At 63.2% G+C, this 23,344-nt stretch carries 24 protein-coding genes and 1 pseudogene; 15 read left to right on the forward strand and 10 right to left on the reverse strand.

All coding sequences use genetic code 11. The annotated features are described in order from the left end of the window. Positions 1-3 precede the first annotated feature (3 nt). From HWX55_RS36070 to HWX55_RS07475, 7 genes are all read right to left on the reverse strand, one after another. A complete protein-coding gene (locus HWX55_RS36070; RefSeq protein ID WP_244140528.1) occupies positions 4-519 on the reverse strand; it encodes an IS5 family transposase in 516 nt (171 codons plus the stop codon). Beyond that, positions 411-821: a transposase gene (locus tag HWX55_RS36075; RefSeq protein ID WP_244140517.1), complete on the reverse strand. Its 411-nt coding sequence runs from the start codon at positions 819-821 to the stop codon at positions 411-413. The genes HWX55_RS36070 and HWX55_RS36075 overlap by 109 nt, the downstream gene beginning before the upstream one ends. A gap of 158 nt (positions 822-979) precedes the next feature. Beyond that, positions 980-1,567, reverse strand: a complete 588-nt coding sequence (locus tag HWX55_RS07455) for a YSC84-related protein (RefSeq protein WP_043280775.1) — start codon at positions 1,565-1,567, stop codon at positions 980-982. 428 nt (positions 1,568-1,995) lie between these two features. After that, on the reverse strand, positions 1,996-2,250 hold the full coding sequence (locus HWX55_RS07460) for a hypothetical protein (protein ID WP_078041808.1): 255 nt from the start codon (positions 2,248-2,250) through the stop codon (positions 1,996-1,998). A gap of 87 nt (positions 2,251-2,337) precedes the next feature. After that, the gene (locus HWX55_RS07465; RefSeq protein ID WP_175975122.1) at positions 2,338-3,147 is read right to left on the reverse strand and encodes a PRC-barrel domain-containing protein; all 810 of its coding nucleotides are present in this window, start codon (positions 3,145-3,147) and stop codon (positions 2,338-2,340) included. Positions 3,148-3,654: 507 nt separating this feature from the next. Beyond that, positions 3,655-4,083 carry a carboxypeptidase-like regulatory domain-containing protein gene (locus HWX55_RS07470; protein ID WP_241331359.1) on the reverse strand — a complete coding sequence of 143 codons (429 nt, stop codon included), beginning with the start codon at positions 4,081-4,083 and terminating at the stop codon, positions 3,655-3,657. A gap of 133 nt (positions 4,084-4,216) precedes the next feature. Beyond that, positions 4,217-4,471, reverse strand: coding sequence for a hypothetical protein (locus HWX55_RS07475; protein WP_006413555.1), 255 nt, complete (start codon positions 4,469-4,471; stop codon positions 4,217-4,219). A gap of 352 nt (positions 4,472-4,823) precedes the next feature. Here HWX55_RS07475 and HWX55_RS07480 point away from each other — a divergent pair, with 352 nt between their 5' ends. The 15 genes and pseudogenes from HWX55_RS07480 to HWX55_RS07550 all read left to right on the forward strand — a co-directional run bounded on the left by HWX55_RS07480 (position 4,824) and on the right by HWX55_RS07550 (position 20,061). After that, a complete protein-coding gene (locus tag HWX55_RS07480; RefSeq protein ID WP_006413571.1) occupies positions 4,824-5,042 on the forward strand; it encodes a hypothetical protein in 219 nt (72 codons plus the stop codon). A gap of 105 nt (positions 5,043-5,147) precedes the next feature. Then, positions 5,148-5,417: a hypothetical protein gene (locus HWX55_RS07485; protein ID WP_006413603.1), complete on the forward strand. Its 270-nt coding sequence runs from the start codon at positions 5,148-5,150 to the stop codon at positions 5,415-5,417. 467 nt (positions 5,418-5,884) lie between these two features. After that, a complete protein-coding gene (locus HWX55_RS07490) occupies positions 5,885-7,171 on the forward strand; it encodes a divalent metal cation transporter (RefSeq protein WP_043280791.1) in 1,287 nt (428 codons plus the stop codon). 243 nt (positions 7,172-7,414) lie between these two features. Further along, the gene (locus HWX55_RS07495; RefSeq protein WP_006413551.1) at positions 7,415-7,885 is read left to right on the forward strand and encodes a PRC-barrel domain-containing protein; all 471 of its coding nucleotides are present in this window, start codon (positions 7,415-7,417) and stop codon (positions 7,883-7,885) included. A 141-nt stretch (positions 7,886-8,026) separates the two neighbouring features. After that, positions 8,027-8,200, forward strand: a complete 174-nt coding sequence (locus HWX55_RS07500; RefSeq protein WP_006413535.1) for a CsbD family protein — start codon at positions 8,027-8,029, stop codon at positions 8,198-8,200. Between the two features lie 409 nt (positions 8,201-8,609). Further along, a complete protein-coding gene (locus tag HWX55_RS07505) occupies positions 8,610-8,780 on the forward strand; it encodes a hypothetical protein (RefSeq protein WP_166956007.1) in 171 nt (56 codons plus the stop codon). Positions 8,781-9,438: 658 nt separating this feature from the next. Further along, the gene (locus HWX55_RS07510; RefSeq protein WP_006413534.1) at positions 9,439-9,864 is read left to right on the forward strand and encodes a PRC-barrel domain-containing protein; all 426 of its coding nucleotides are present in this window, start codon (positions 9,439-9,441) and stop codon (positions 9,862-9,864) included. Positions 9,865-10,042: 178 nt separating this feature from the next. Continuing rightward, positions 10,043-10,249 (forward strand): CsbD family protein, encoded by a 207-nt coding sequence (locus tag HWX55_RS07515; RefSeq protein WP_006413567.1) that lies wholly within the window; start codon positions 10,043-10,045, stop codon positions 10,247-10,249. A 15-nt stretch (positions 10,250-10,264) separates the two neighbouring features. Further along, positions 10,265-11,281, forward strand: a complete 1,017-nt coding sequence (locus HWX55_RS07520) for a hypothetical protein (protein ID WP_175975305.1) — start codon at positions 10,265-10,267, stop codon at positions 11,279-11,281. Between the two features lie 230 nt (positions 11,282-11,511). Then, a complete protein-coding gene (locus HWX55_RS07525; RefSeq protein ID WP_146254760.1) occupies positions 11,512-12,837 on the forward strand; it encodes a phospholipase D-like domain-containing protein in 1,326 nt (441 codons plus the stop codon). Between the two features lie 602 nt (positions 12,838-13,439). Continuing rightward, on the forward strand, positions 13,440-16,376 hold the full coding sequence (locus HWX55_RS07530) for a Tn3 family transposase (RefSeq protein WP_175975124.1): 2,937 nt from the start codon (positions 13,440-13,442) through the stop codon (positions 16,374-16,376). Positions 16,377-16,576: 200 nt separating this feature from the next. Continuing rightward, positions 16,577-16,861 (forward strand): annotated as a pseudogene (locus HWX55_RS07535) (porin); the annotation flags it as partial. 150 nt (positions 16,862-17,011) lie between these two features. Then, positions 17,012-18,268, forward strand: coding sequence for a sulfite dehydrogenase (soxC, locus tag HWX55_RS07540; RefSeq protein ID WP_175975126.1), 1,257 nt, complete (start codon positions 17,012-17,014; stop codon positions 18,266-18,268). Next, positions 18,261-18,785, forward strand: coding sequence for a cytochrome c (locus HWX55_RS07545; protein WP_175975128.1), 525 nt, complete (start codon positions 18,261-18,263; stop codon positions 18,783-18,785). The genes soxC and HWX55_RS07545 overlap by 8 nt, the downstream gene beginning before the upstream one ends. Before the next feature lie 88 nt (positions 18,786-18,873). Beyond that, entirely contained in the window at positions 18,874-20,061 is a 1,188-nt protein-coding gene (locus HWX55_RS07550; protein WP_175975130.1) for an LLM class flavin-dependent oxidoreductase, read from the forward strand. Positions 20,062-20,091: 30 nt separating this feature from the next. Here HWX55_RS07550 and HWX55_RS07555 read toward each other — a convergent pair whose 3' ends face one another. From HWX55_RS07555 to HWX55_RS07565, 3 genes are all read right to left on the reverse strand, one after another. Further along, positions 20,092-21,309, reverse strand: coding sequence for an acyl-CoA dehydrogenase family protein (locus HWX55_RS07555; RefSeq protein ID WP_175975132.1), 1,218 nt, complete (start codon positions 21,307-21,309; stop codon positions 20,092-20,094). A 148-nt stretch (positions 21,310-21,457) separates the two neighbouring features. Next, on the reverse strand, positions 21,458-22,345 hold the full coding sequence (locus tag HWX55_RS07560) for an ABC transporter permease (protein WP_175975134.1): 888 nt from the start codon (positions 22,343-22,345) through the stop codon (positions 21,458-21,460). Continuing rightward, the gene (locus HWX55_RS07565) at positions 22,342-23,331 is read right to left on the reverse strand and encodes an ABC transporter ATP-binding protein (protein WP_175975136.1); all 990 of its coding nucleotides are present in this window, start codon (positions 23,329-23,331) and stop codon (positions 22,342-22,344) included. The genes HWX55_RS07560 and HWX55_RS07565 overlap by 4 nt, the downstream gene beginning before the upstream one ends. Between the last annotated feature and the right edge of the window lie 13 nt (positions 23,332-23,344).

A 23,344-nucleotide genomic window follows, 5' to 3' on the forward strand; every position in this document is an offset into this window, starting at 1 on the left:
AGTTCAAAAAGGCCGCTCAGATCGGCCGAAGATGTTCCAGCAGACGAGCGAGCAGGCTAGTTTGAGGAATGCTTCGTGAATGTCAGATCGGCGTTCGAAGCGAATGCGAAGACGACGGAAACCATGGAGCCACGAATGAGTCCGTTCGACGACCCAACGGAATTTGCCGAGGCCGCTGCCGTGTTCGGTGCGGCGCCTGGCGATGACCGGTCTGATGCCGCGCTCGCGAAGTCGGCGGCGATGCGAGTCGGAATCGTAGCCACGGTCGGCGTAGATGACCTTGGGCTTGCGAAGCGGTCGGCCGCGAGTGCCGCGAATCGGCGGGATCGCGTCGACCAACGGCAGCAGTTGCGTGACATCGTTGCGGTTCGCGCCGCTCAGGATCGCGCTGACAGGAACGCCGTTCGCGTCTACGAGGACGTGGTGTTTGGACCCTGGTCGTGCGCGATCGGTGGGGTTTGGCCCAGTTTTTGGCCTGCCCCAACGGCTCGCACTGACGATGAATCGACAGCCGCATATGAGAAAGCGAGCTGGCCAGATTCGCGCAGCTTGTCGAGCAGCAGTCCGTTCAGCTTGTCCCACACCCCGGCCTGCTGCCAGTCGTGCAGCCGACGCCAGCAAGTCGCTCCAGAGCCGAAACCCAACCCGGTCGGCAGATGGTTCCATCGCATCCCTGTCTTCAGCACGAGCAGGATGCCATTGAGTGCTGCACGGTCCGAGACCGGCAGACGCCCAGGGTATCGCTTGCGTCGCGGTTTGGGCGGTGGAAGTAGTGGTTCGATCAGTGCCCACAGCTCGTCATCGATGATAGGTGCCGGCATTCCTTGATCCGTTGTTCAGGCATCCAAGGTTAACCGTTTCGTCAGAAAGTAAACAGCCCTTCCGGGCTCTTTTTGAACTGGCCTTTTACGAGAAACGGAAGGGGGGCGTTCCGCCCGTGCGGAAGTTCATGCAGGCGCCGCTCTGCACATCGCGGGGATCAGAGCGATTTGAGTCGCGTGACCTTGGTTCCCTGAAGCGACACACCAGCCATCAATCCGCTGTTGGTCAGCACGAATGCGTTGACCTGGTTGCTCGCGCTGCTGGTGTCGATATCGCCGTTCGCGCCGACCTTCAGCACCGCGACCGACGCATCGCCGCCTGCCGACCAGCCGTCCATGTTGCGAAAGCGGGCGAGCGACTCTTCCGTCATGAACAGGAACACGATGGCCCGCGATTGCATGCCGGCCTGGAAGCCGATGGAGCCGGTGATCGTACTGTAGTAGCCGGTGGTCTGGCCGCCGACACGAAGCGATCCTTCGCCATACTGACCACCGATGATGAATCCGGCGTCGACGACGGACGGGAACGTAAGCACGCCGCGCGCTCTGCGAACGAGTTCGCGCGAACCATTGGCGGTGCCATACAGGCGTGTCAATGTTGAATCGACGCCGGCGTCGATCGAGCGACGCTTGCCAGCCTGGCCGTTCTCGCTGTCGGCCATCGTGGTGGTCGTGCATCCGGTCACCCCGATGCCCAGTGCCAACACGGCCCCGGATGTGCTCCATATGAATGTGCGTCTTTGCATGATGCCCTCCTGGGCTTCGATAACGCCTCGACACTACGCGCCCGCCGTGCGCAATGCGGTACGAAGCCGTACCGATTACGCATCGGCATCGAAGCGTGACAACGTGAGCAGCGCCTAATAGCGGTCGTGATCCTCGTGGTAGCCGCCACCGTGATGATGGTCGTCTCCGCCGACCGGAGCGAGCAGGCATGCGCCCAGGCTGCGACCAGCAGTCGCAACAGCATTCGGTGCTTCATCTGCATTCCTTTCGTGACCGGCCGCTCCTCTGTCGATACGACAGGCCGAAAGGGCGATCAGAGAAGCTGCCGGATGCAGGTTGCCTGTCCGATGTCTCCCTGGCCGCAAGAACACGTTGCCCCCAACCCGAAGCGAAGTCGGTACGCTTCCGTACCCGTTGCGCGGCGCCGGGCAGCGTGCGGAGGATGGCGCTATCCGGAGCCCACTAGCCTCAGGTCCGGCTCGACCAGGAATTGGGATTTCACATGATCGACGACGTAGATGACCACGCCGCTCGCCCGACGCGTCCTTGGCGAATAGTCGAACTCGGTCGCATCGGCGTCGACGGATGTCGGCCTCACGAGAAATACGTGCATCCCGGCCTTGAATACATGATGCGAGGGCAGGCGCTGATTGACCAGCTCGATGAATTGCGTGGCCGAGATGACGGGCATGAAAGCGGACATGGAACTTCTCCCGTATGAACCGATAAAGCATTCAGGACGGACGAGCGTGAGGATTGCAGGGGCATCACGCAGTACGAGGCTGCGGCGTCAAAGCGCGCCGCGGGCCGTGGACGATTCGGCATTCAACCAGTAACCACGCTTGCCGTAGAACTGATACAACGCAATCTCGTCGCTTCGATAGACGGGCTGCGAATCGTCGTATTCGGGGCTCTGGCGAATCGCGTCGCGGGTGAGCGTGGCTGATACCGTTTCCGTGGACCAGTCCACCTGGTCGAGCCAGTGCGTCGCAATCAGGACGTCCTTGTTGGTCAACCACCAGTTCCGCGTCCTGATTGCGAGATAGCGGATGACCCAGGCTTCGTCGTCGTAGATGAAGTCGGTCACGCGGCCGATGCGTCCGGCCGTGGCTTCGAGCCGATAGCCCTTGACCTTGCCGGTGCTGCGCAGATGCGTATCCGTCGGCGCATCGGCCGGCGTTGAGCGGGTGGGCAGCGGATGTCCAGCCTCGAGATCTTGCGACACGGTGGCGGAATGGAACACGGGGTATGCGTCCACGCCCCACAGGTTCGGGCCGCCCCAGTAGGACGGGTATTGGTAGTAGCGCAGGTATTCGATCTCGTGTTGGCGGGATACCGGCTTGTGTATGTCCAGATCCGGGCTGTCTTCCACCTGATGGCGCGTGAGATCGACATGCAGCGTGCTGGATCGGGAATCGGTGTGCTTGACGGAGTAGGGCGAGATGAGCACCTGTTTGTCGTGCAGCCAGTCGCCCGTCGCGACGACGAGATAACGGATGCACCAGTTGTCGTCGTCGAAGTAGGCCTGATTGACGTGCCCGATGTCGCCGTCCTTCGCGCGAACCGCGCTGCCGTGCAATTCCTTGATGCTTCGTAGCATGATGTTCTCGTCAGATCGATGCGCGGCATGTCGATGATCCGGCTGAACCGCGTGCCGTGCAGTGGCGTCCAGTCGTTCGCCCGGAGATGCAGAGCAATTTGTGCCGATCTCGTTTTTGTGCGCGGTACACAGTCTGGCGTGGCGTCGCGACGGATATCCGGCATGCTTTCACGGTACTGGAAACGGACGGCCGATGCTGTACGAAAGCGTACATTGTGCGTGCCTGATCGTTAAAAATAAGGATACCGAATCGACTGGAATAGAAACGCTGACGCGTGTTCGGGTGAGCGCGCCAGCCGGAGCGGGATCGTGCTTCAATGCAGCGGTAGCGACAGGAACAGGGGGTTGCCCGTTATGCGCGTGATCCGTGGGCACAGTCTGTCCGTTGGCGCACATTCCACTTGCGCGCGTCGCGCGCGATTTCGGGCGCGTTGCATTACGGCAAGATCATCGCAAAAGGACGCTGCACCGACAGCCGCCCGTCCTCCGAGAGGCGGGTGCTCATGTCTACATGAACCAGGTGAACGTATGGCGTGCGGGCCGGGATGCCGAAATGTTCACGATGTATCGCTCGGACTGGCCGTTGTAGCTGGCATTGATCGCATAACGACCGTTCTTCAGATTGGCCAGCATGAACGGGCCATCCGACGGTGTCTCCAGAACCGTCTTGCCTTTCATGTCCGTGATGGTCACCAGTACGTCGGACAAGTATTCGTTTCCGCTTGGGGCTCGGCGGACGAAGGTGAGCACGAGAGCGTAGTCTCGCATGGCGCCTTTGATGGCGACCGATTGATCGAGTCCGATACCGCCCGACAAATAGGTGACCTGTTCGGTGCGGTGCATCGGAGGAAGGTTGTCGTCGGCTGAAACCGGGGCGACTCCAACGAACGGGGCGCTCAGAAGGAATGCAAGAATTAGGGATACGGAAGTTTTCATGAGGGATCTCCTGGAGGATGCGGCGGGGAGTCGTGATGTGGCGACAGCGCCGGTCCGACCGACAGGGCCGGCTCGCCTTTTACCAATGCGGCTATTCGCGCAGCATGTCTGTCCGGTGCCGAACGCTGGGTCTTCATCCCATTGCATACCGTCTCAAGACGGTGGCGAACAGCAAGATAAGCACGCCGATTTCGGCGGCGATGCGCAAACGCATGACGTCGTCCGGCAATGTCATCGACAGGAGGCCGGTGCCGGCCGGTCCGATCAGAAGACCGATCCCGAGATACACCATGGCCGCGCTCAGCGGCAGGCGCTCGAGCGACGATCCGATGAGTCCCATGAAAATCAGCAGGGCCCCGAAGATGAGGCATCCGATCGCTTCGGTCACGTTGCATACCCCGCATGAATGACGTTGCGCTCGCCGCGCTTCGGTTGCAGGTGGCCATGTGGCGTCGCGGAGGCTGTACGCGCGTGCACAAGACGCGGCGTCGATGCCCCACACTCGTCGCACAGTATCGCGCCGATCGCCCCACGTTCGCAGCGAGCCGATCCGGCGTCTGTCCGATGGCGGACAAAGGACCAGGCACAACCATTGCGATCGCAGCGACGCGTGCCTACGGCCCAAGCGGCCGGGAACGCGTACTAGAAGCGGTACGCAGGCGATGTACGGTAGCGGGCAGAGTGGCGCCGTGCGTCGTCATAGACTGTTCGCCGATCCTCACGACAACCGGAGCGTTGCCATGGCCCACTCAGCAATCGCGGGAGACCTGCGTTCGCTTGAACGACTCATTGCACGCGTCACGCTCGGTGAACCTGCGCCATTGGCACTCTGGCGAATTCGGCTGGAATCGATGCTGGAGAACGGCCGTCTGACGCCCCCGGAACGCATGCATTTCGTCAGCATCATTGCCCTTATCCTCATGCTCGAACGTCGAGCGGGCAAGTCGGCCGCGCCTTGAGCATGGCCGGCGCGTCGGCTGACGCCCGGAACGGGAGACGCGTCACCGCGTCGCGCGTCCGGGTGGTTTCGGAATGCGGCGGGCGCATGCCGGCGGTCATGGCCGGTGCGCGAACGAGAAGGGGCTGCAACCCATACCCGCGACGCCGCGCTCACGGTGTTCGGCTTCAGCGTCTATGCCGTGTTCGCCTATGCGCAGTATGACGCGCTGTTCAGGCAGGGAGCCGGTCAACCTCTGCCGGGTTCGATTTACGGCGTCGTCGTCAAGGCGACGATCGAATCGGTCGAGGCGCATTCCCGGCTTGCCGGCAGCAAGGCCGTCGCGCATCAGGTTATTCCGTTCATCCTCACTGCCGTCGTCTGTGCAAGACCCTGAGACTGGCGCTGCGCAACCGCACTAACGGTGCTTGATGTGCGACGGCTTCCGCTGATGCTTTCGACGGACCGGTTTGGAAATCGTCTCGGTGACGCCGCCTATTAACGGCGGACCGCTGGCGGGAAACGTCCCTTCGACCGCCGCGTCGACACGCGTTCGCTCTTGTCGCGGTTCATATGCCGTGCTTGGACCTGTTACGCATAACGGCTTCCACGAAGCATGACCGTCAGATCCGGTTGCTCCCGAATTCGCCCGGCCCAAGTAGTCGCGCATGGCCGGTCCGAGCCAATACGGAAGCTGCTTCGGTTCCGCGTGCCACACGCGTGAGCAAACCGTCCGGCATCGGACAGACCGAGCCCGTACATCCCGTGCATAACTACGCGACCGGCCTGGTGCGTGGCATGAATGGCTGTTTCACTCCTTTAATCAACAGTTGTCGCGCCACGCGGGCGTTCATGGAATACGACATGGTTCCGTCCACAAAACTCGACAGCGATATCGACAGCCAGGCGGATTCGTGGCTGACGAAGCTCGGTCCAGGACTGATCACCGGCGCAGCGGACGACGATCCGAGCGGCATCGCCACCTATTCGCAGGCGGGTGCGCAATTCGGCTTCAACATGCTGTGGACCGTTCTGCTGACCTATCCGCTGATGGTCGCCATTCAGGTCGTGAGCGCGAGAATCGGCCGGGTGAGCGGCCACGGTCTCGCGACGAACCTGCGGCGCCATTACCCGCGGTGGCTGCTGTATGTCACCGTCGTCCTGCTGCTGGCGGCGAACACGATCAATATCGCAGCCGACCTGACAGCCATGGGTGCCGCCGTCCATCTGTTGGTCGGCGGCCCCACGCATACCTATACGGTCGGCCTGGGCGTGTTTTCGCTGGTGTTGCAGATGTTCGTGCCGTACCGCAGGTATGTCCGCATACTCAAGTGGCTCACCCTGGCACTGTTCGCCTACGTCGGCGTGATTTTTGCCGTCCAGATCCCATGGGCGACCGTGGCCCTGCGCACGATACTTCCGCACGGCTCGTGGAGCGCCGGCTACATCACGGCGGTGGTCGCCGTGTTCGGCACCACCATCAGCCCGTATCTGTTCTTCTGGCAGGCGTCCCAGGAAGTCGAGGAACTGCAGGCGAAGGATGGACAGCAGGCGTTGACAAAAAAGCCGTCGCAAGGGCCGGCAAACCTGAGCCGCATCCGCGTTGATACGTCGATCGGCATGGCATTTTCCAATCTCGTTGCGTTTTTCATCATTCTCACGACCGCGGTCACGCTGCATGCGCACCATATCACCGACATCCAGACGTCGGCGCAGGCCGCCACCGCATTGAAACCGATCGCCGGCCAGTTTGCGTTCCTGCTCTTCAGTCTCGGCATCATCGGCACGGGGCTGCTCGCGCTGCCGGTGCTGGCCGGCTCGGCGGCCTACGCGATGGCCGGCACGTTCCAGTGGAAAAACAGCCTCGCGCTCGAGCCGCAACTGGCGAAACGGTTCTACGCGATCATCGTGCTCGCGACGGTCGTCGGCCTCGCACTCGATTTCACGTCGATCGACCCGATCAAGGCGCTGTTCTGGAGCGCAGTCATCAACGGTGTCACGTCGGTGCCGATCATGGCGCTGATGATGCTGATGGCGTCGAACCGGAAGGTCATGGGCACCTTCGTCACGCCCATGCTGCTGCGGCTGGCGGGGTGGCTTTCCACCGGGGTGATGGCCGCCGCCGTGATCGCGATGTTCCTGTTCATCTGAGCACCGGCCGATTGTTCCTTTTCGCGACCCGGTACGGCGCCGTACCGACTTCGTATCCCGGCTGCGCGCATCGTTGCCACTCGTTCTCGGTGTTCAATGCCATGGGTTTCCCGCGTGAGCGGCAGGTGCGCAACGAATATGGTGACGAGGGGCGATGCATATCGCGTGACCGGTATGTGCCGTCCATCATGGCGATCCGGCGATCCGCGCCGGTATCCCGCGAAATGAACCCAGGAGAAAATCATGACGATATCGGACCCGACCCATCGGCCATCGACCAGCGATACAGGTGCCGCGATTATCGGCAGCGGGACCGGCGACGGGCCAGGCCCCAACGTGATGGAGGCCGATACGCTCAAGGGCAACAAGCTTTTCACGTCCGACCAGGTGGAGATCGGAAAGATTTCGGAAATCATGCTGGACGTACGCAGCGGCCGGGTCGCCTATGCCGTACTGTCGAGCGGCGGCTTTCTCGGCATCGGCGGAAAACTCTACGCCATTCCGTGGAGCGCGCTGACTCTCGACACCGACGAAAAATGCTTCCGGCTCGACGTCACTGCGGATCACGTGAAAAATGCCCCCGCGTTCGACAAGGACCATTGGCCCTCGATGGCAGACGAACAGTGGGGGTCGTCGCTTCACCAGTTCTACAATCGGCAGCCGTACTGGATGGCGACGCGCGACGTTGTCGCGAATCGTCCGCCGGAACCCTGAAGCGCACTCGCCAACCGGGAAAACGATCGGGACAACAGAGGATTTTTATCGAAAACCGATCCGTCGGTCAGCCCATGTGATCGCCTGACGGCAAACGATAGCAGCATCATCCACGAACCAGTTACGTATTGGAGCTCTACCATGAACAAGGATCAAGTCAAGGGAACTGCGGAGAAGGTAAAAGGCAAGGTGAATGAAGTCATTGGCCGAGCCACGGGTAACGCGAAGCAGGAAGTCAAGGGTGATCTCCAGCAGGCGGCCGGCCAGGCGAGAAAGAATCTCGGCGACGTGAAGGAATCCGTCAAAAAGACCTGATCGAACACGGAGGCTTAGCGGGGGGGGGGCATACCCCCTCGCACCGTGCCTCACGCCGGGAGGCTGTATCGAACGGACGTGCGGCTACTGCCGTACAGACATACGCTGTCGGATGCGAAAACGTCAAGTTGCGTCCTTCGCGCACCGGGATTCCCGCCCCTCTGCCGCGACGCACGCAGCGGATCAGGTCAGTGTCTAACTTGAGGGGAGTTGCCATGTACAACGTTGTTTGGCTCGTTGGAGCCGTGGTTATCGTTCTGTTCGTCCTTGGCTATTTCGGATTGAGATAGGGCGTCTCGTTCACGTGCTCGTCACGCGATGGTAGGTCAACGACCGCTATGACACCGGCGGCGGTAAAACCGCAAAACGATCCAGATCGCGACAACCATCGTTTATCGCAGGAAGCAAAATGAAGACGCTCAGGATCATCGGCTATCTGGGGCTCGCGGCAGTCGCGATCATGCTGCTCGTCGCGATGTGCGCGATACTCGAGGACGGCGTGATTTCGCGCGATGCGCAGCGACCGGGACTGACCGGCAACACGCTTTCCAGCCCTGGATCGCCGAATCGCATCGGTTAAGTCGGCCGTCACCGATTGACCGTTCCCAACTTCCTTTGAGCGACTCCGGCATGCGCGGTCGGAGCCCGCGTGCACCGTTGTCGATGTCCGCATGAGCCGAAAATCGGCCTGCCATTTGCAATCGACGCTCGAGATCACGGCAGCGCCGCAACAGGCGATCGGCTGCCGCTCCCGCGATGCAACCGCATCACAGCCGTTCCCGTCTGGGTACGGCAGCGTACCGACTCCCGGGTTGCTCGCGCATAGGGTAGGTTGAACTGATCGGAACGCATGTCGCGACCGTTCGCGATGTGTTCTCTAGCCGCGTGCTCGATACGCGACCAGAGCACACATCAGCGCCGGGCGCCGCCGGCATGGCACATCGAAGCACATCGCTCGTGCGCTGCGCTTCGAATGTCATCGCATCGACAGCAGTGGACACCGGCGCCGCAAACCGGTGCTGCTCGAAGCGATGCGTAGTGCGATACCGCAACGATTCAGGCGGGGCATGTCGCCGAAACTCGCGTGCATGCCAGCACGCAACATTGCTCCGATCGAGCATGTTGTTCGGCCCGCATGACGGCGGGCGATTGCAGGCGAAGCGCGCTGTGCGCGTCGCACCGTCACACTGGCCGGCGAGGCTCGCCGGCATTTCGCGAAATGATCACAGGAGTGGGTCATGTCACTCGTTTCTCCCAGCAATCAAGCGCCGAGCAACAGCAGCGGCGCCCGGATCATCGGTCACGCAACCAGCATCGGCGGGGCCGGCCCCAACGTCATGGCGGCCACCACGCTGACTGGCGACAAGGTTCTATCGTCCGACGGCAAGGAAATCGGGAAGGTTATCGACATCATGTTGGACGTATGCAGCGGCCGGATCTCATACGTCGTGTTGTCTTGCGGAGGCTTTCTCGGGATGGGCGACAAACTTTTCGCCGTGCCGTGGGGAGCGTTTACCCTGGATACCGACGAGAAATGCTTCCGGCTCGATGCGACCGAAGAGCGGATGAAGAGCGCCTCCGGATTCGACAAGGACCATTGGCCTGCAATGGCGGATTCGCAATGGGGGTGGGCACTTCATTCGGGTAACACGCCGCTGATGTAGCGACACGTCCGCAGGAAGCCCGGCCGGCATGCGGCCATGCACGCACCAGCGTGACGGCGCAATGCGGTGAGCGATTGCTGCTTTTTTCGGATCCTGCCGTATCGCGTGCATTGGCCGACGCGCCGATCGCGACGGGCGGCAGGTCATCCAGCCAGCAGGTGTGACCGGAGCATTCATCATGAACAAGGATCAAGTCAAGGGCGTCGCAGAGAAGGTAAAAGGCAAGGTCAACGAGGTGATTGGCCGAACCACTGGCGACACGAAGCAGGAAGTCAAAGGCGATGCCCAGCAAGCAGTCGGCGAAGTGCAGAAAAAGTACGGCGACGCCAAGGAAGCGATCAGGAAGCACGCGAAGAACGTGCATGGATCGCGGCGTCAGCCGTGACCGAGAGGCGTCGTGATGCTGAGACTTTCGCCGGTGGCGCCGACGCGCGACGTGTCTCGCGTTCGATCCGCCAATCCGCACGCCGTCACGAGCCGGAGCCTATCGATGAATGCACCTGCCGGAAGCCCGATCAGCCGCGCGCTACGCAACGCGGCGCTGATGACGTCGGTGCTGATGGCGTGCAACCTGCCATGCCTGGGAGGAGCGCCTGCGGACGAGGCGGCCAGCTTGCGCGATGCATACCGGAAGCTGATTCCCCGCCTCGATCACAACGCGTTCAAGCGCCCGTTGTATCTAGATTCCGAGGAATCGTCCTCCACGCTCAAGGGCGAGGTCTACGCGGTGATGGCCTACCCGTTCGCGACCGTCAACGGCGCGTTCAATGACCCTGCGCGAGCCCCGTCGAACTGGTGCGATGCGTTGATCCTGCACCCGAACATCAAGTATTGCCGTGCCACCAGCGGCGACGGCAAGACACTGATCGTGAACGTCAGCAAGAAGGAAGTTGCCGAAGAACTCAGCACGACCTATCGGGTGCAATTCGAATACGACGCGACGACCACCGGCCCGGGTTACTTGCAGGTCAGGCTCCATGCGGCCCAGGGGCCATTGAACACCCGCGATTTTCGGATCGCGCTGGAAGCGGTGGCGCTTGGCGGCGACCGCACGTTCCTACATCTGACCTATGCCTATAGCTACGGTCCGATCGGCCGTCTGGCGATGAAGACCTATCTTGCCGCCTTCGGCCGCGGCAAGGTCGGCTTCACCGACATCGCCGATCCGTCCGCGGCTCAAGCGGAATACATCGGCGGGATGCGCGGCCTCATGGAGCGCAACACGATGCGCTACTACCTGGCCATCGATGCATATCTCGGTGCATTGTCCAGCCCGCCCGACAAGCAGCTGGAGCAACGCCTGACCGACTGGTTCGACGCCAGCGAGCGTTATCCGCGGCAACTGCATGAGATGGATCGCCAACAGTACATGCAGATGAAATACGAGGAATACCAGCGCCAACAGACCATGCAGTAGCTTCGGGGGATGAGCAGGCCGAATACGCAAGCGCCGGCTTCCGGGGCACTGCGCTTCGTCACGGCAATCGTTGCGCACACGTGGGGAGAGGCGGCACGGTGCCGCGTCGTGCGACGAGATAACGCCAGGCAGGCCGTACGGGTTTTTCGGGAACGTCGATGATGATTCGGGCACTGACAGGGATAGCGACAGCCGCCTGCTGCCTGGCGAGCGCAGGCGGTTGCGCGAGCTTGCCCGATACTCAGTTCCTGAGCCATCGCTACGCCACCCAGGCGGCCCGCTTTGAAAACGCCTGGGGACCGTTATCGGCGAAGCGTAGCGCTGCCATCGTCACGGATCTGAAGCGCAATGCCGGGGACACGGCGCTTCTCGACAAGCAGATCGCACTCGAGCAAGCCATCGGCGGCAGCCCGCTCGTGGTCGGCAATGAGGTCCGCTTGTTGCAGGATGGTCCGGCAACGTACCAGGCCATGTTCGCGGCCATGGCCGCGGCGAAAGATCACATCAACCTGGAGACCTTTGGCATCGACGACAGCGACGTAGGGCGGCAATTCGCCGATGCGCTGATCGCCCAGCAGTCGCGCGGCGTCCAGGTGAACCTGATCTACGACAGCGTGGGCGCACTCGGTACGCCCAGCACCTATTTCGATCGACTGCGGGTCGCCGGAATACGAGTGCTGGAATTCAATCCGGTGAATCCGTTGTCGACGCGCAAGCCTTGGGCGTTGAATCATCGCGATCACCGCAAGCTCCTGATTGTCGACGGGCGGATGGCATTTCTGGGCGGCATCAACATCAGCAGCGTCTACTCGAGCGGCTCTTCCGGCGGGCATCGGTCGGAGTCGACCGACGACGCAGGCGCGACGCGCGGATGGCGCGATACCGACGTGCAGATCAGCGGCCCGGTCGTTGCCCAATTTCAGAAACTGTTCCTGCAGACCTGGAACACGCAAAACGGAAAACCGCTGACCGAGCTCCACTATTTTCCGCAGCTGTTGTCGCAAGGTCCGGAAATCGTTCGCGCCGTCGGAAGCACGCCGGACGATTCGTTCAGTCTCATTTATCTGATGCTCATCGCGGCAATCGGCAATGCGGAGCAGCGTGTGTATCTCACCAACGCCTACTTCGTCCCGGATCCGCAACTGGTCGACGCGTTGGTCGACGCGGCGAAGCGTGGCGTCGATGTTAGAATGATCCTCCCCGGCCGCTCCGATTCGGCGCTGGCATTTTATGCCGGCCGCTCGCACTACGCCGATCTGCTGGAAGCGGGCGTCAAGATCTACGAGAGGCGGGGCGCACTGCTGCATGCCAAAACCGCGATCGTGGATGGCGTCTGGTCATGTGTCGGTTCCAGCAACCTCGATTGGCGCAGCGCGCTGGACAATGATGAAATCAATGCAGTCGTCCTGGGACAGACATTCGCACAACGCATGGAGAGCGCTTTTGCCGAGGACATGGCCGCTTCCGATGAGATCGGCAGGGAAGGCTGGAAGCACAGGTCGATACTGCTGCGTGTCAAGGAGTGGACAGCCCGGCTGTGGGGCCATCTTTTATAATCGCCCGAGGGTGCGGCGTTAGATCGGACATCCGTCGAGTAAATTGCCAAGACCCGAAAACCTGGTGCCTATAAAGCTGATGAGCGGCCCCTGCATGTCAGTCGCTGCTCGTGTTCTGCGAGCCTCGTACAGTCAAACCGGAACGGATTCGCCTATTCGTCTGTAATGTTCTGGGTTCGGGCGAATCGGACCAGTTTCGACCTCGATGATATAAACTCTGATGGCTTCGAAAATGCGATGCTGAGAGCGAAGTCCAGGTGTGGCCGGCAGCAGGAACAAATTACAATAGAAGCGGGAACAGCTATACGGGAAAGAGCGTCCGCGGCACGCGAATTCCATTTTAATAACTTCTATTTGACATAAGCTAAACTAGCAATTTTTTAGGGTCGCAAGAAAAATACGTCTTTCGGGCCAGATGCGGCCGCCGCACGGGCGTGCCCCGAATGACCGCGTCGCGCCCGTTTTGTTGCCCCGACTCGTTGTCGTTCTGACACCATCCTTAGGCGATCGACGGCTACAGCTGCCATCCCGACTTTCCCTGTAGCACTTCAATTTTTACCTCGCTACGCTGGGCCGCTCTCATCATCGATGCGGAGCCGCTGATGGATCACTGGCGATTGGCTTATCTCGGAATCCGGCAGGTGCCGCGCGAACTGAGCGAATTCGAGCTCGCCACATTCTTCACGTTCTCCAAGCGGGAGCGTGTCGCCATTGATTCACGACGCACGGACCTTTTTCGGCTCGCGGTCGCATTGCACATCGGCTATCTGCGTATGACCGGCCGGCCGCTTGGCTCGTACAAGCAGATCCCCACTGTTCTCTGGCGACATCTTGGCCGACAGCTGAACGTGAAGCCGCCAGACCTCGGCACGCTACGTTCACTTTACGATGGCAACCTCAAGACCTTATCTGACCACCAGCGCTTTGCTCGGGACGCCATCAATTTTCGCGCCATCGCGGAACATCAACGTCGGTATGTGATCCGTTGGCTCAAAGAGCAACTCACCGGCCGCCCAGAGCGCGGCCAGTTGACGAACGATCTCAAACGTTGGTTCTACGAGCATCGCATCGTTATACCGCCGGAGCGCATGCTCAGGCAGTTTGTCGTCCATGCTGTACGCGACATTGAGGGGCAACTGCACGGCGCGCTCGAGCAGGCTGTTGGTATGGAAAAACTCGAGAGTTGGGCGCGAGTTCTGGCTCAGCCCCATGGAGAACATTCAAGTCTCCAGCGATGGCTGTGGGCCGTTCCGCTGCGCAACTCGACCCATCAGATGAGCGAGATCCTCGACAAAGTCAATTTGCTCACGATGTACGAGGTGGCAACGCGTTGGCCGATTGAATGCAACGATGCCATGGTGCGCCACTACGCCCGCCGTTGCGCAAGTCGCCCGCCATCGATCAGCAAGCGAATCGAACCCCAAAGCCGACGAATCGAAGCCGCCTGTTTCATGCGGTATTCCCTCTGTATCGCGACTGATCAGGTACTCGAGATGCTCCGGAGATGGGTACTGAAGGTTGTCAACGACACGTCGCGCGAAGTGGATGCGATGCGGATGAAGGCCGCGGATCAACTCCGCGAGTTCGCGCTTGCCGTCAAAGCACTCGCCAATGATGAAACCCTCTCGCGCGAACAGCTCGGTGAGAAGCTTTGTCTGCTTGCAGATGATGTTTTGCAACCGCATCCCACCAGCCGTCGGAGCCAGATCCGGCAGTGTCTGGTCCGAAAGCGGTACTACGCCCGTAACCTTTTGAATCGGATCGTGCAGCTGCCGTTCGAGTCCGAGGCTGCTCATCCTGTAGTCGATGCACTCTCACTATTACGTGGGCTGTATCGACGTCGCGCTTTTCTTCTACCCGACGGGGTCAATATCAGGCTTGGGCGCGCGTGGCGCGAGGCGATTGATGGCTACGATCGGCTTCGGGCCATGGTTGCCTTCGAGTGGGCCACCCTCTTTGCGCTCCGTGTCGCCCTCCGCAACGGCTCAGTTTTCATCGACCACAGCTTCTCGTTCAGAAGTCAGCTGCATATGCTGATCTCGCCCGAGCAGTGGAAGGCAAAGCGTAACAATCACTACGGACACCTCGGCCTGCCCCAAGACCCGAACGAATTTCTCGGACCAATCCTTGAACAGCTCGAACAGCGCCTCGCACTACTCGATGATGCCGTGGTCAATGGTTCGATCCGTGTTGATACTGCTGTCCACCTCGACCCGATGGCTGCGCAGGATCCAGACGCACAAGCCGATCGACTTCGCCGTCAGATCTTCGAAGCTCATCCGCCAGGCCAATTCCCCGAGATCATCCTCGAGATCGATAGTGCGACACGCTTCAGTTGGACCCTGCTTGGACGCGAGCCGCGGTCGCGCACCGAGTTACTGATGGTGTATTCGGCGATCCTGGCTCACGGCACATCGCTGACGGCTGCTGATATTTCTCGGATGGTCCCGGAAGTGTCAACTGAGGCGATTCGCCAAATGATGAAGCGTCTCGCGGACGAACGAATGCTGCGTACAGCGGCCGACGCCGTCCTTGAATTCATGCACGAACACCCAATCGCCGCCCACTGGGGGCGAGCTGATCTAGCATCGTCCGACATGATGTCGCTGGAGACAACCCGGACGATTTGGCGAGCGCGTGCGGATCCACGTCGCCGGACTGCATCCATCGGGATGTACACGCATGTGCTGGATCGTTGGGGCATTTTCTACGACCAACCCATCGTCCTGAATGAGCGGCAGGCAGGTGCAGCAATCGAGGGCGTCGTCCGGCAAAACGCTACCAAGGACATCGCTCAGCTCGCTGTCGATACCCACGGCTACACCGATTTCGCGATGGGAGTGTCCCGGGCACTTGGCTTTGATTTATGCCCTCGCCTGTCACATCTTCGTGACAGACGTCTACACGTGCCTCGCAGTCAGGCGATACCGGCGCGGCTCGCAGGGGTCACGGATCGGGACGTCCGACTCGGTCTCATCGTTGACGTGTGGGACGAATTCGTGAGGATCGCCGCATCGATTCGCTCTGGTCAATGCACAGCTGTCGAAGCGATTGCCAGATTCGGATCAGCTGCTCGAGGGCAGGCTGTGTACGATGGCGGCGTTCAGATCGGCCGCTTATTCAGAAGTATCTTTTTGATCGACTACTTCACCAATGCCTCTTTCCGGTCGGAGTTGCAACATGCCCTGAATCGGGGAGAAGCGGTGCATACCGTGCAACGCGCAATTCACATCGGTCGCATTCCGGTGGAGCTAGCTCGGCGCCAAGAATCTCTCGCGGCAGTGTCATCGGCGTTGACCCTGCTCTCGAACATCTTGATGGCTTGGAACACCACCCACATGCAACGAGCCCTGGAGAACATCGAAGCTAGCCGAGGGCAACCGATCGCGACCGAGCAACTCCGGCGAATCGCCCCCACTCATATCGAGGGCATCAACTTGCGCGGCACCTTCAATTTTCCCGTGTCACTGTACGCAAAGCGGATCTTACCGAGCATCGCGGCCGACAACCCCATTCCGTCAACCAGTCGGAGCGCCTAACGACGGGGTGTACTGGCGCCGCCGGTCGAGGGACCGCTCATCTTCAACGCGGTCACGTCTGGAGATGCCCTCTGCTTCGTTAGCGAAGGGTAGACACTAACCCATTGTTTTGTTGGAATCATTTTTTGGGGCCACAAGGCAAAGCCTTGCCAGGCTTAAAGGCGTCTAACCGGAAAAGCGCATAGAAATCAAAGGCGCCCCTGATTGGGGTCTATACGTTCACCGACGGGCGCGCGAGCGGCCTGCCGGGGACGAGCGGCCAGACGCTGAAGCCGCGCTGGCACCAGTTCACGCTCGGGTTCGACTATGCGTTGTCGAAGCGCACCGATATCTACGTGTCGGGCATCTACCAGCTCGCGGCCGGCGATGCGAGCACCTCGACGTCGGGCGGCTACCGCAAGATAGCGGCGATCTCGAACATCGGCAGCGCGTCGTCGACGAACCGGCAGCTCGCGTTCGTCAGCGGGCTGCGCGTGAAGTTCTGACGGCACGCGCATCGGGCGTGGCGCGACAAGCACGACAGGCGCGTCAAGCACGATAAGCAAAGCGGGAATCGTTGTTTGCCGCGCCGCGCCCGGTTGCCGAGAATGATCGTTTCCCCGCGCACGATTCCCGCGCGCAACACGCGTTCGACCATGACCGATTCCCGTTTTCCTCCCCGTGCGCCGCGCAGCGGCCGGCGCGCGGCGCTGCGCCAGCTCGCCGGCGGCTGGGCTGCCGCGATGCTGCCCGCCGGCGGCGCGCTCGCAAGCCAGCCGCTCGACGTGCCGCCGTGGACGCGCACGCCCGGTGCGCCGCTGCTGTCGCCGCCGTACGGCCTGCCAGGGGAGCATGAACGCGACGTGATTCGCCGCAGCGCCCGCACGCCTGCGCTACCCGGTTCCGGCTCGTCGATGACGCCCCTCGCCGACCTGTTCGGCGACATCACGCCGAACGGGCTCGTCTACGAGCGTCATCACGCGGGCGTGCCGGACATCGATGCGCAGCGCCATCGCGTCGTCGTGCACGGCCTCGTGCGCGCGCCGCGCGTCTTCACGATCGACGACCTGCTGCGTTTTCCGTCCGAATCGCGGATCCACTTCCTCGAATGCTCGGGCAACACGGGCAGCGAATGGAACGGCCCGAGCGGGCTGCCGGTTCAGTTCACGCACGGGCTGCTGTCGTGCTGCGAATGGACCGGCGTCCGGCTGTCGACGCTGCTCGATGAAACGGGCGTCGACGCCGATGCACGCTGGCTGCTCGCCGAAGGCGCGGACGGCGCGGCGATGACGCGCAGCCTGCCGCTCGACCGGATTCTCGAGCGCGCGCTGGTCGTCTATGCGCAGAACGGCGAACGGCTGCGCCCGGAGAACGGCTACCCGGTGCGGCTGATCGTGCCGGGTTTCGAAGGCAACACGAACATCAAGTGGCTGCGGCGGCTGAAGCTGGTGCGGGCGCCGGAGATGACGCGCGAGGAAACGTCGAAATACACGAATCTGCTGCCCGACGGCTGCGCGCGCCAGTTCGTGTTCGAGATGGACGCGAAGTCGGTCATCACGCGGCCGTCGGCCGGCCATCGGCTCGCCGCGCAAGGCTATTACCCGATCAGCGGCTACGCGTGGTCGGGCCGCGGCAGGATTCGCGCCGTCGACGTATCGACCGACGGCGGTCGCACGTGGCGACCCGCACGGCTCGCCGGCGACGTACGCGACCGCGCATTGACGCGCTTCGAGGCCGACTGGGTGTGGCGCGGCGAGCCGGCCGACCTGCAAAGCCGCGCGACCGACGAGACCGGCTACGTGCAACCGACCCGTGACGCGCTCGTCGCCGCGCGCGGCCTGAACTCGCAGTACCACTACAACGGCATCCAGAACTGGCGCATCGGCACGGACGGCGAGGTGCGCAATGCGTAAGCCGCTCGCTTGCCTGCTGGCAACCTGCGCAATGACGACGAGCGCGTTCGGCGCGGGCTTCGGCCTGGGCCAGCCGATCGATCGCGCGGCGCTCGCCGCGTGGGACATCGACGTCGCGCCGGACGGCAGCGGCTTGCCGCCCGGCGCGGGCACGGTCGCACGCGGCGGCCACGTGTTCGCCGACAAATGCGCGATGTGTCACGGCGCCGGCGGCGAAGGTGGCGTCGGCGATCCGCTCGTCGGCGGCAGCGGCTCGCTCGCGAGCGCGAAACCCAAGAAGACGGTCGGCAGCTACTGGCCGTACGCGACGACGCTGTTCGACTACATTCGCCGGGCGATGCCGTACAACGCGCCGCAATCGCTGAGCACGGACGACGTCTATGCGGTCACCGCGTACGTTCTCCACCTGAACGACATCGTGCCCGGCGACGCCCGGCTCGACGCGCGCACGCTTCCACGCGTGCAGATGCCGAACCGCGACGGTTTCGTGCCCGACCCGAGGCCGGGCAAGCTATGACGCGTGTCGCTCCGCTTGCCGCCGCATCAGCCGCATCGAGCAGCCCACCCGCGCGCAGTGCGTCACCCCTTTCAGCAAGGACCCCGTGATGAGCGATCCCTCCGTCACCGCCCCGCTCGCGCCGTCGCCGTTCGTCGACGTTCGTTCGCCGGCGGATTTCCCCGACAGCCCCGTGTCGCGCACGCTCGCGCAGCCGCTGATGCTCGGGCTGTTCCTGCCGATCCAGGCCGGCGGATGGAGCGCATCGACGCTGCCGCGCTCGACCGACTGGACGTTCGACTACAACGCCGATCTCGTGGCCCGCGCCGAAGCGCTCGGCTTCGATCTCGTGTTCGCGCTGTCGCAGTGGTTGCCGAAAGGCGGCTACGGCGGCGTGTTCGACGGCCACGCGCTCGACTCGTTCATGACGCTGGCCGCGCTGACCGCGCGCACCGAGCGGATCATCCTCGTCGCGACGAGCCACGTGCTCTACGGGCCGTGGCATCCGCTGCATTTCGCGAAGTTCACCGCGACGCTCGACCACATCTCGCGCGGGCGCTGGGGCATCAACGTGGTGACCGGCCACCGCGCGATCGAACACGAGATGTTCGGCTGGAACCGGATCGAACACGACCGGCGCTACGAGATGGCCGCGGAATTCCTCGACGCGGTCCAGCAGTTGTGGGCGCAACCGGATAATTTCAGCTACACGCCCGAACTGTCGAGCTGGCGGCTGGGCGGCGCATTCGTGACGCCGAAGCCGCGCTACGGCCGGCCGCTGCTGATCAACGCGACGGGTTCGGACGCCGGCATCGCGTTCGCCGCGCGCTACTCGGACATCGTGTTCGTCACGAGCCCGGCCGGCCCCGACGCCGAACGCGCGATTGACGCGCTGCCCGCGCATACCGCACGCGTGAAGGCGGCCGCCGCCGCGCACGGCCGCACGATCCGCACGTTGCTCAATCCGCTCGTGATCTGCCGCGAGACCGCGACCGAAGCGCGCGCGTACCGCGACGCAATCGTCGCGCATGCGGACGAAGGCAGCTTCCACCGCTTCGACAGCGATGCGCATGCGTGGCGCGGTGGGTTCGAGCAGCGGGCGCAAGCCGCCGCGCGCGCGATCGGCGGCAACATCTCGATCACCGGCTCGCCGGAAGAAGTCGCCGATACCATCGTACGGCTGCACCGCGCGGGTATCGACGGTATCCAGTTGAGTTTCTACGACTTCAAGCCCGATCTCGACTTCTTCGGCGAGCGCGTGCTGCCGCTGCTGCGCGAAGCCGGCTTGCGGCGCTGACGACGGCGCAGCAGCAGCCGGCGGTCGTCGTCAGAACACGCGCCCTTCGGTCAGGTGCGTCGTCACGCCGTTCAATGCGTAATCGCCGATCACGCGCGCCTTGTGCAGCAACGGGTTGTGGCTGAAGATCGTGCGCAGGTTGCGCCAGTGGCGATCGAAGTTGTGCTCGCGCGCCGTCGCTGATGCGCCGCCCACTTCGAACAGCCGCTCGGCCGCATGCAGCGCGAGCTTGCTGACGATCAGTTGCGTGCGCGCGGTCGCGAGTGCGCTGTCGAGCACGAGCGCATCTGCATCGGCGGCGCCTGCTTCGATCGCGTCGGCGGAGCGGTCGAGCGCACGTGCGTTTTCTCGTACGAGCGCGTCGATCGCGTGACTATGCGCGGACAGCTCGCCGACGATCTGCTGGATGAAATGATCGTCGCGCGCGGTCGGCGCGGGGCTGTGCAGCGCGGGCCGGCCGTGCGCGAGCACGTAGCGGCGCGCATCGGCCACCACGTTGCGCACGATGCCGGCGCCCGTCGCGACGAGATGAAGCTGCCGCAGCGCGCCGCAATGACGGCCGACGAGCGTCGATCCGTCCCGCGGGGCCACTTCGTCCGCGAACACCTGCACGTCGTTCAGCAACAGGCTGCCGCTCGCGGTCATGCGCTGGCCCATCCCGTCCCAGTCGTCGAGCACCTGGAGGCCGTCGCGCGCGACGGGAATGATCACCGCGAGCGCGTCGCCCTGCTCGTTCTCCACGTTGATGCGCGCGAAATCGGCAAACGCGGTGCCCGTCGAATAGTATTTGCAGCCCGTGACGCGGTAGTGGTCGCCGTCGCGGCGCAGCACGGTCGTGTTCTCGCCCGGGCGCGACGTGCCGCGCTCGGTCGACGCGCCGCCGAAGATCGCGCCACTGAGCACACGCTCGAGTTGCACGTCGTTGAACGCCGTACGCGGCGACAGCCGCAGCGTCTCGGTCTGGTCGTAGTGGATGCGCAGCGCATGCGCGAGATTGGAATCGGCAGCCGCCAGCGTCGCGATCGACTCGAACAGGTCGACCAGCGTGCCGCCGAGGCCGCCGCGCTCGACCGGAATCCGCAGCGCGCCCAGCGCCGAGCGCCGGAAGATCGCGAAGCCTTCGAACGGCAGTTCGCGACGCGCCTCGCGTTGCGCGGCGTCCCGGCCGATCGCGGTCGCGAGATCGGGCAGCGCGGCAAGCGCGTCGCGCAATGCGTCGCGCGGATCGACGGCATCACGGGCAGTCATTCGGCAGGTCCTTGTTCGGGGAGATCGGGAAGCGTCGCGGCAGCGCGCGACACGGTATCCGCCAGTATAGGGACGCACCCGCAGCCCGCGAAAAGCCGATTTCAGCTTACGTTATGCATGCGCCGGGATTGATCGCAAACCGGACGCATCAGTGCTGAATGCCCCAGCGCCGCACGGTCACGCGCTCGAGCGTATCGAACACGAGGTTCTCGACCAGCAGCCCGATCACGATGACGGCCGCGAGGCCCGCGAACACGCGATCCGTATACAGCTCGTTGCGGTTCTGGAAGATGTACCAGCCGAGGCCGCCCTGCCCCGCACTCGCGCCGAACACGAGCTCGGCGGCGATCAGCGTGCGCCACGCGAAGGCCCAGCCGACGCGCAGCCCCGACAGGATCGACGGCAGCGCGGCCGGCACGAGGATCAGCGCGATCTGGCGCAGACCCGTGAGCCCGTAGTTGCGCCCGGCCATTTTGAGCGTGGCGGGCACGCCGACGAAGCCGGTATAGATGCTCAGCGCGAGCGGCCACAGCACCGCGTGCACGAGCACGAACAGCAGGCTGCCGGTGCCGAGCCCGAACCACAGCAGCGCGATCGGCAGCAACGCGATCGACGGCAGCGGATTGAACATCGACGTGAGCATCGTCAGCAGATCGCGGCCGATGCGCGTCGATACCGCGAGCGACGTCAGCGCGAACGCCAGCAGCACGCCCAGCGCATAGCCGCGCAGCAGCACCGACATCGAGATGCCGGTCTTCACGAGCAGTTCGCCCGACTCGACGCCCTGCACGAACGCGGCCAGCGTCGCGCCGAAGGTCGGCACGAGCAGATCGTTCGCGACGATGCGCGCGACGATCTCCCATGCGGCGATCAGTACGAGCGCGATGACGCTGCGGCGAAACCATGCGGCACCGGCGATGCGGCGCAGCAGCGGCGCCGGCGCCGCGCGCGCGGCGTCGGGCAGCGTGTCGAGCGGGCGCGTGTATTCGGCGCGCACGGGCGGCAGCGGCGGCACGGCCGGATCGATCGTACTCATGATGCGGCGTCCTCCGTCGTCGGTGCATCCGGTACGTGCGGTGCGTCGGTGTCGAACAGCAGGCGATGGATGCGTGCGACGTTGTCGCGGAAGTCGCCGGTATCGACGTTGTCGAGCGAATGCTCGTGACTGTTGAGCTCCGCGCGCACGCGGCCCGGATGCGGCGACAGCAGCAGAATCCGGTTGCCGACCACGAGCGCCTCCTCGATCGAGTGCGTGACGAACAGCAGCGTGAAGCGGAATTCATCCCACAGCCGCAGCAGTTCCTCCTGCATCTTGCGGCGCGTGAGTGCATCGAGCGCGGCGAACGGCTCGTCCATCAGCAGCACGCGCGGCTGCATCGCCAGCGCCCGCGCAATCGCGACGCGCTGTTTCATGCCGCCCGACAGCGTATGCGGATAGGCGTCGGCAAACGTGCCGAGGCCGACCTTGTCGAGATAGTGCAGCGCGCGCTCGCGTGCTTCGGCGCGCGACAGCTTCGCGGCGGCGCGCAACGGAAACGCGACGTTCTCGACGACCGTCTTCCACGGCGGCAACTGATCGAATTCCTGGAACACGACGATGCGGTCGGGCCCCGGCCCGCGTACCGGCCGGCCGTCGAGCGCGATCGAACCCGCGACGGGCTCGATGAAGCCGGCGATCGCCTTCAGCAGCGTCGACTTACCGCAGCCCGAAGGGCCGAGCAGCACGAAGCGGTCGCTGCCGTACACGTCGAAGCTCACCTGATGCGTCGCGCGAACGATCCGCGCACCGCTGCGGTATTCGAGGCTGACCCGGTCGATCGCCAGCAGACGTTCGCTGTGCGTGCCGGCCTGCGCGGCGTTCGCGGCCGGGCGATCGTCGGCACGCGTATCGGCCACGGCCGGCGACGCGCCGCCACGTGCCGCATACGGCGGCAACCAGGTTCGGGGAGAAGTGGCGTTCACGATCGAATCTCTTGCGGGAAAACCATCAACATACGGCCGGGCGTCGTGCGGACCAACCATCGATTGCGCATAT

The organism is Burkholderia sp. BCC1047, assembly GCF_902833155.1.
Taxonomy (GTDB): Bacteria; Pseudomonadota; Gammaproteobacteria; order Burkholderiales; family Burkholderiaceae; genus Burkholderia; species Burkholderia sola.

Bases quoted from the DNA above. Each gene is read 5' to 3' on its own strand.
- HWX55_RS36075 (WP_244140517.1), bottom strand. From the start codon at position 821: ATGCCGGCACCTATCATCGATGACGAGCTGTGGGCACTGATCGAACCA.
- HWX55_RS07455 (WP_043280775.1), bottom strand. From the start codon at position 1,567: ATGCAAAGACGCACATTCATATGGAGCACATCCGGGGCCGTGTTGGCA.
- HWX55_RS07460 (WP_078041808.1), bottom strand. From the start codon at position 2,250: ATGTCCGCTTTCATGCCCGTCATCTCGGCCACGCAATTCATCGAGCTG.
- HWX55_RS07465 (WP_175975122.1), bottom strand. From the start codon at position 3,147: ATGCTACGAAGCATCAAGGAATTGCACGGCAGCGCGGTTCGCGCGAAG.
- HWX55_RS07470 (WP_241331359.1), bottom strand. From the start codon at position 4,083: ATGAAAACTTCCGTATCCCTAATTCTTGCATTCCTTCTGAGCGCCCCG.
- HWX55_RS07480 (WP_006413571.1), top strand. From the start codon at position 4,824: ATGGCCCACTCAGCAATCGCGGGAGACCTGCGTTCGCTTGAACGACTC.
- HWX55_RS07490 (WP_043280791.1), top strand. From the start codon at position 5,885: ATGGTTCCGTCCACAAAACTCGACAGCGATATCGACAGCCAGGCGGAT.
- HWX55_RS07495 (WP_006413551.1), top strand. From the start codon at position 7,415: ATGACGATATCGGACCCGACCCATCGGCCATCGACCAGCGATACAGGT.
- HWX55_RS07500 (WP_006413535.1), top strand. From the start codon at position 8,027: ATGAACAAGGATCAAGTCAAGGGAACTGCGGAGAAGGTAAAAGGCAAG.
- HWX55_RS07505 (WP_166956007.1), top strand. From the start codon at position 8,610: ATGAAGACGCTCAGGATCATCGGCTATCTGGGGCTCGCGGCAGTCGCG.
- HWX55_RS07510 (WP_006413534.1), top strand. From the start codon at position 9,439: ATGTCACTCGTTTCTCCCAGCAATCAAGCGCCGAGCAACAGCAGCGGC.
- HWX55_RS07515 (WP_006413567.1), top strand. From the start codon at position 10,043: ATGAACAAGGATCAAGTCAAGGGCGTCGCAGAGAAGGTAAAAGGCAAG.
- HWX55_RS07520 (WP_175975305.1), top strand. From the start codon at position 10,265: ATGCTGAGACTTTCGCCGGTGGCGCCGACGCGCGACGTGTCTCGCGTT.
- HWX55_RS07530 (WP_175975124.1), top strand. From the start codon at position 13,440: ATGGATCACTGGCGATTGGCTTATCTCGGAATCCGGCAGGTGCCGCGC.
- soxC (WP_175975126.1), top strand. From the start codon at position 17,012: ATGACCGATTCCCGTTTTCCTCCCCGTGCGCCGCGCAGCGGCCGGCGC.
- HWX55_RS07545 (WP_175975128.1), top strand. From the start codon at position 18,261: ATGCGTAAGCCGCTCGCTTGCCTGCTGGCAACCTGCGCAATGACGACG.
- HWX55_RS07550 (WP_175975130.1), top strand. From the start codon at position 18,874: ATGAGCGATCCCTCCGTCACCGCCCCGCTCGCGCCGTCGCCGTTCGTC.
- HWX55_RS07555 (WP_175975132.1), bottom strand. From the start codon at position 21,309: ATGACTGCCCGTGATGCCGTCGATCCGCGCGACGCATTGCGCGACGCG.
- HWX55_RS07560 (WP_175975134.1), bottom strand. From the start codon at position 22,345: ATGAGTACGATCGATCCGGCCGTGCCGCCGCTGCCGCCCGTGCGCGCC.
- HWX55_RS07565 (WP_175975136.1), bottom strand. From the start codon at position 23,331: ATGGTTGGTCCGCACGACGCCCGGCCGTATGTTGATGGTTTTCCCGCA.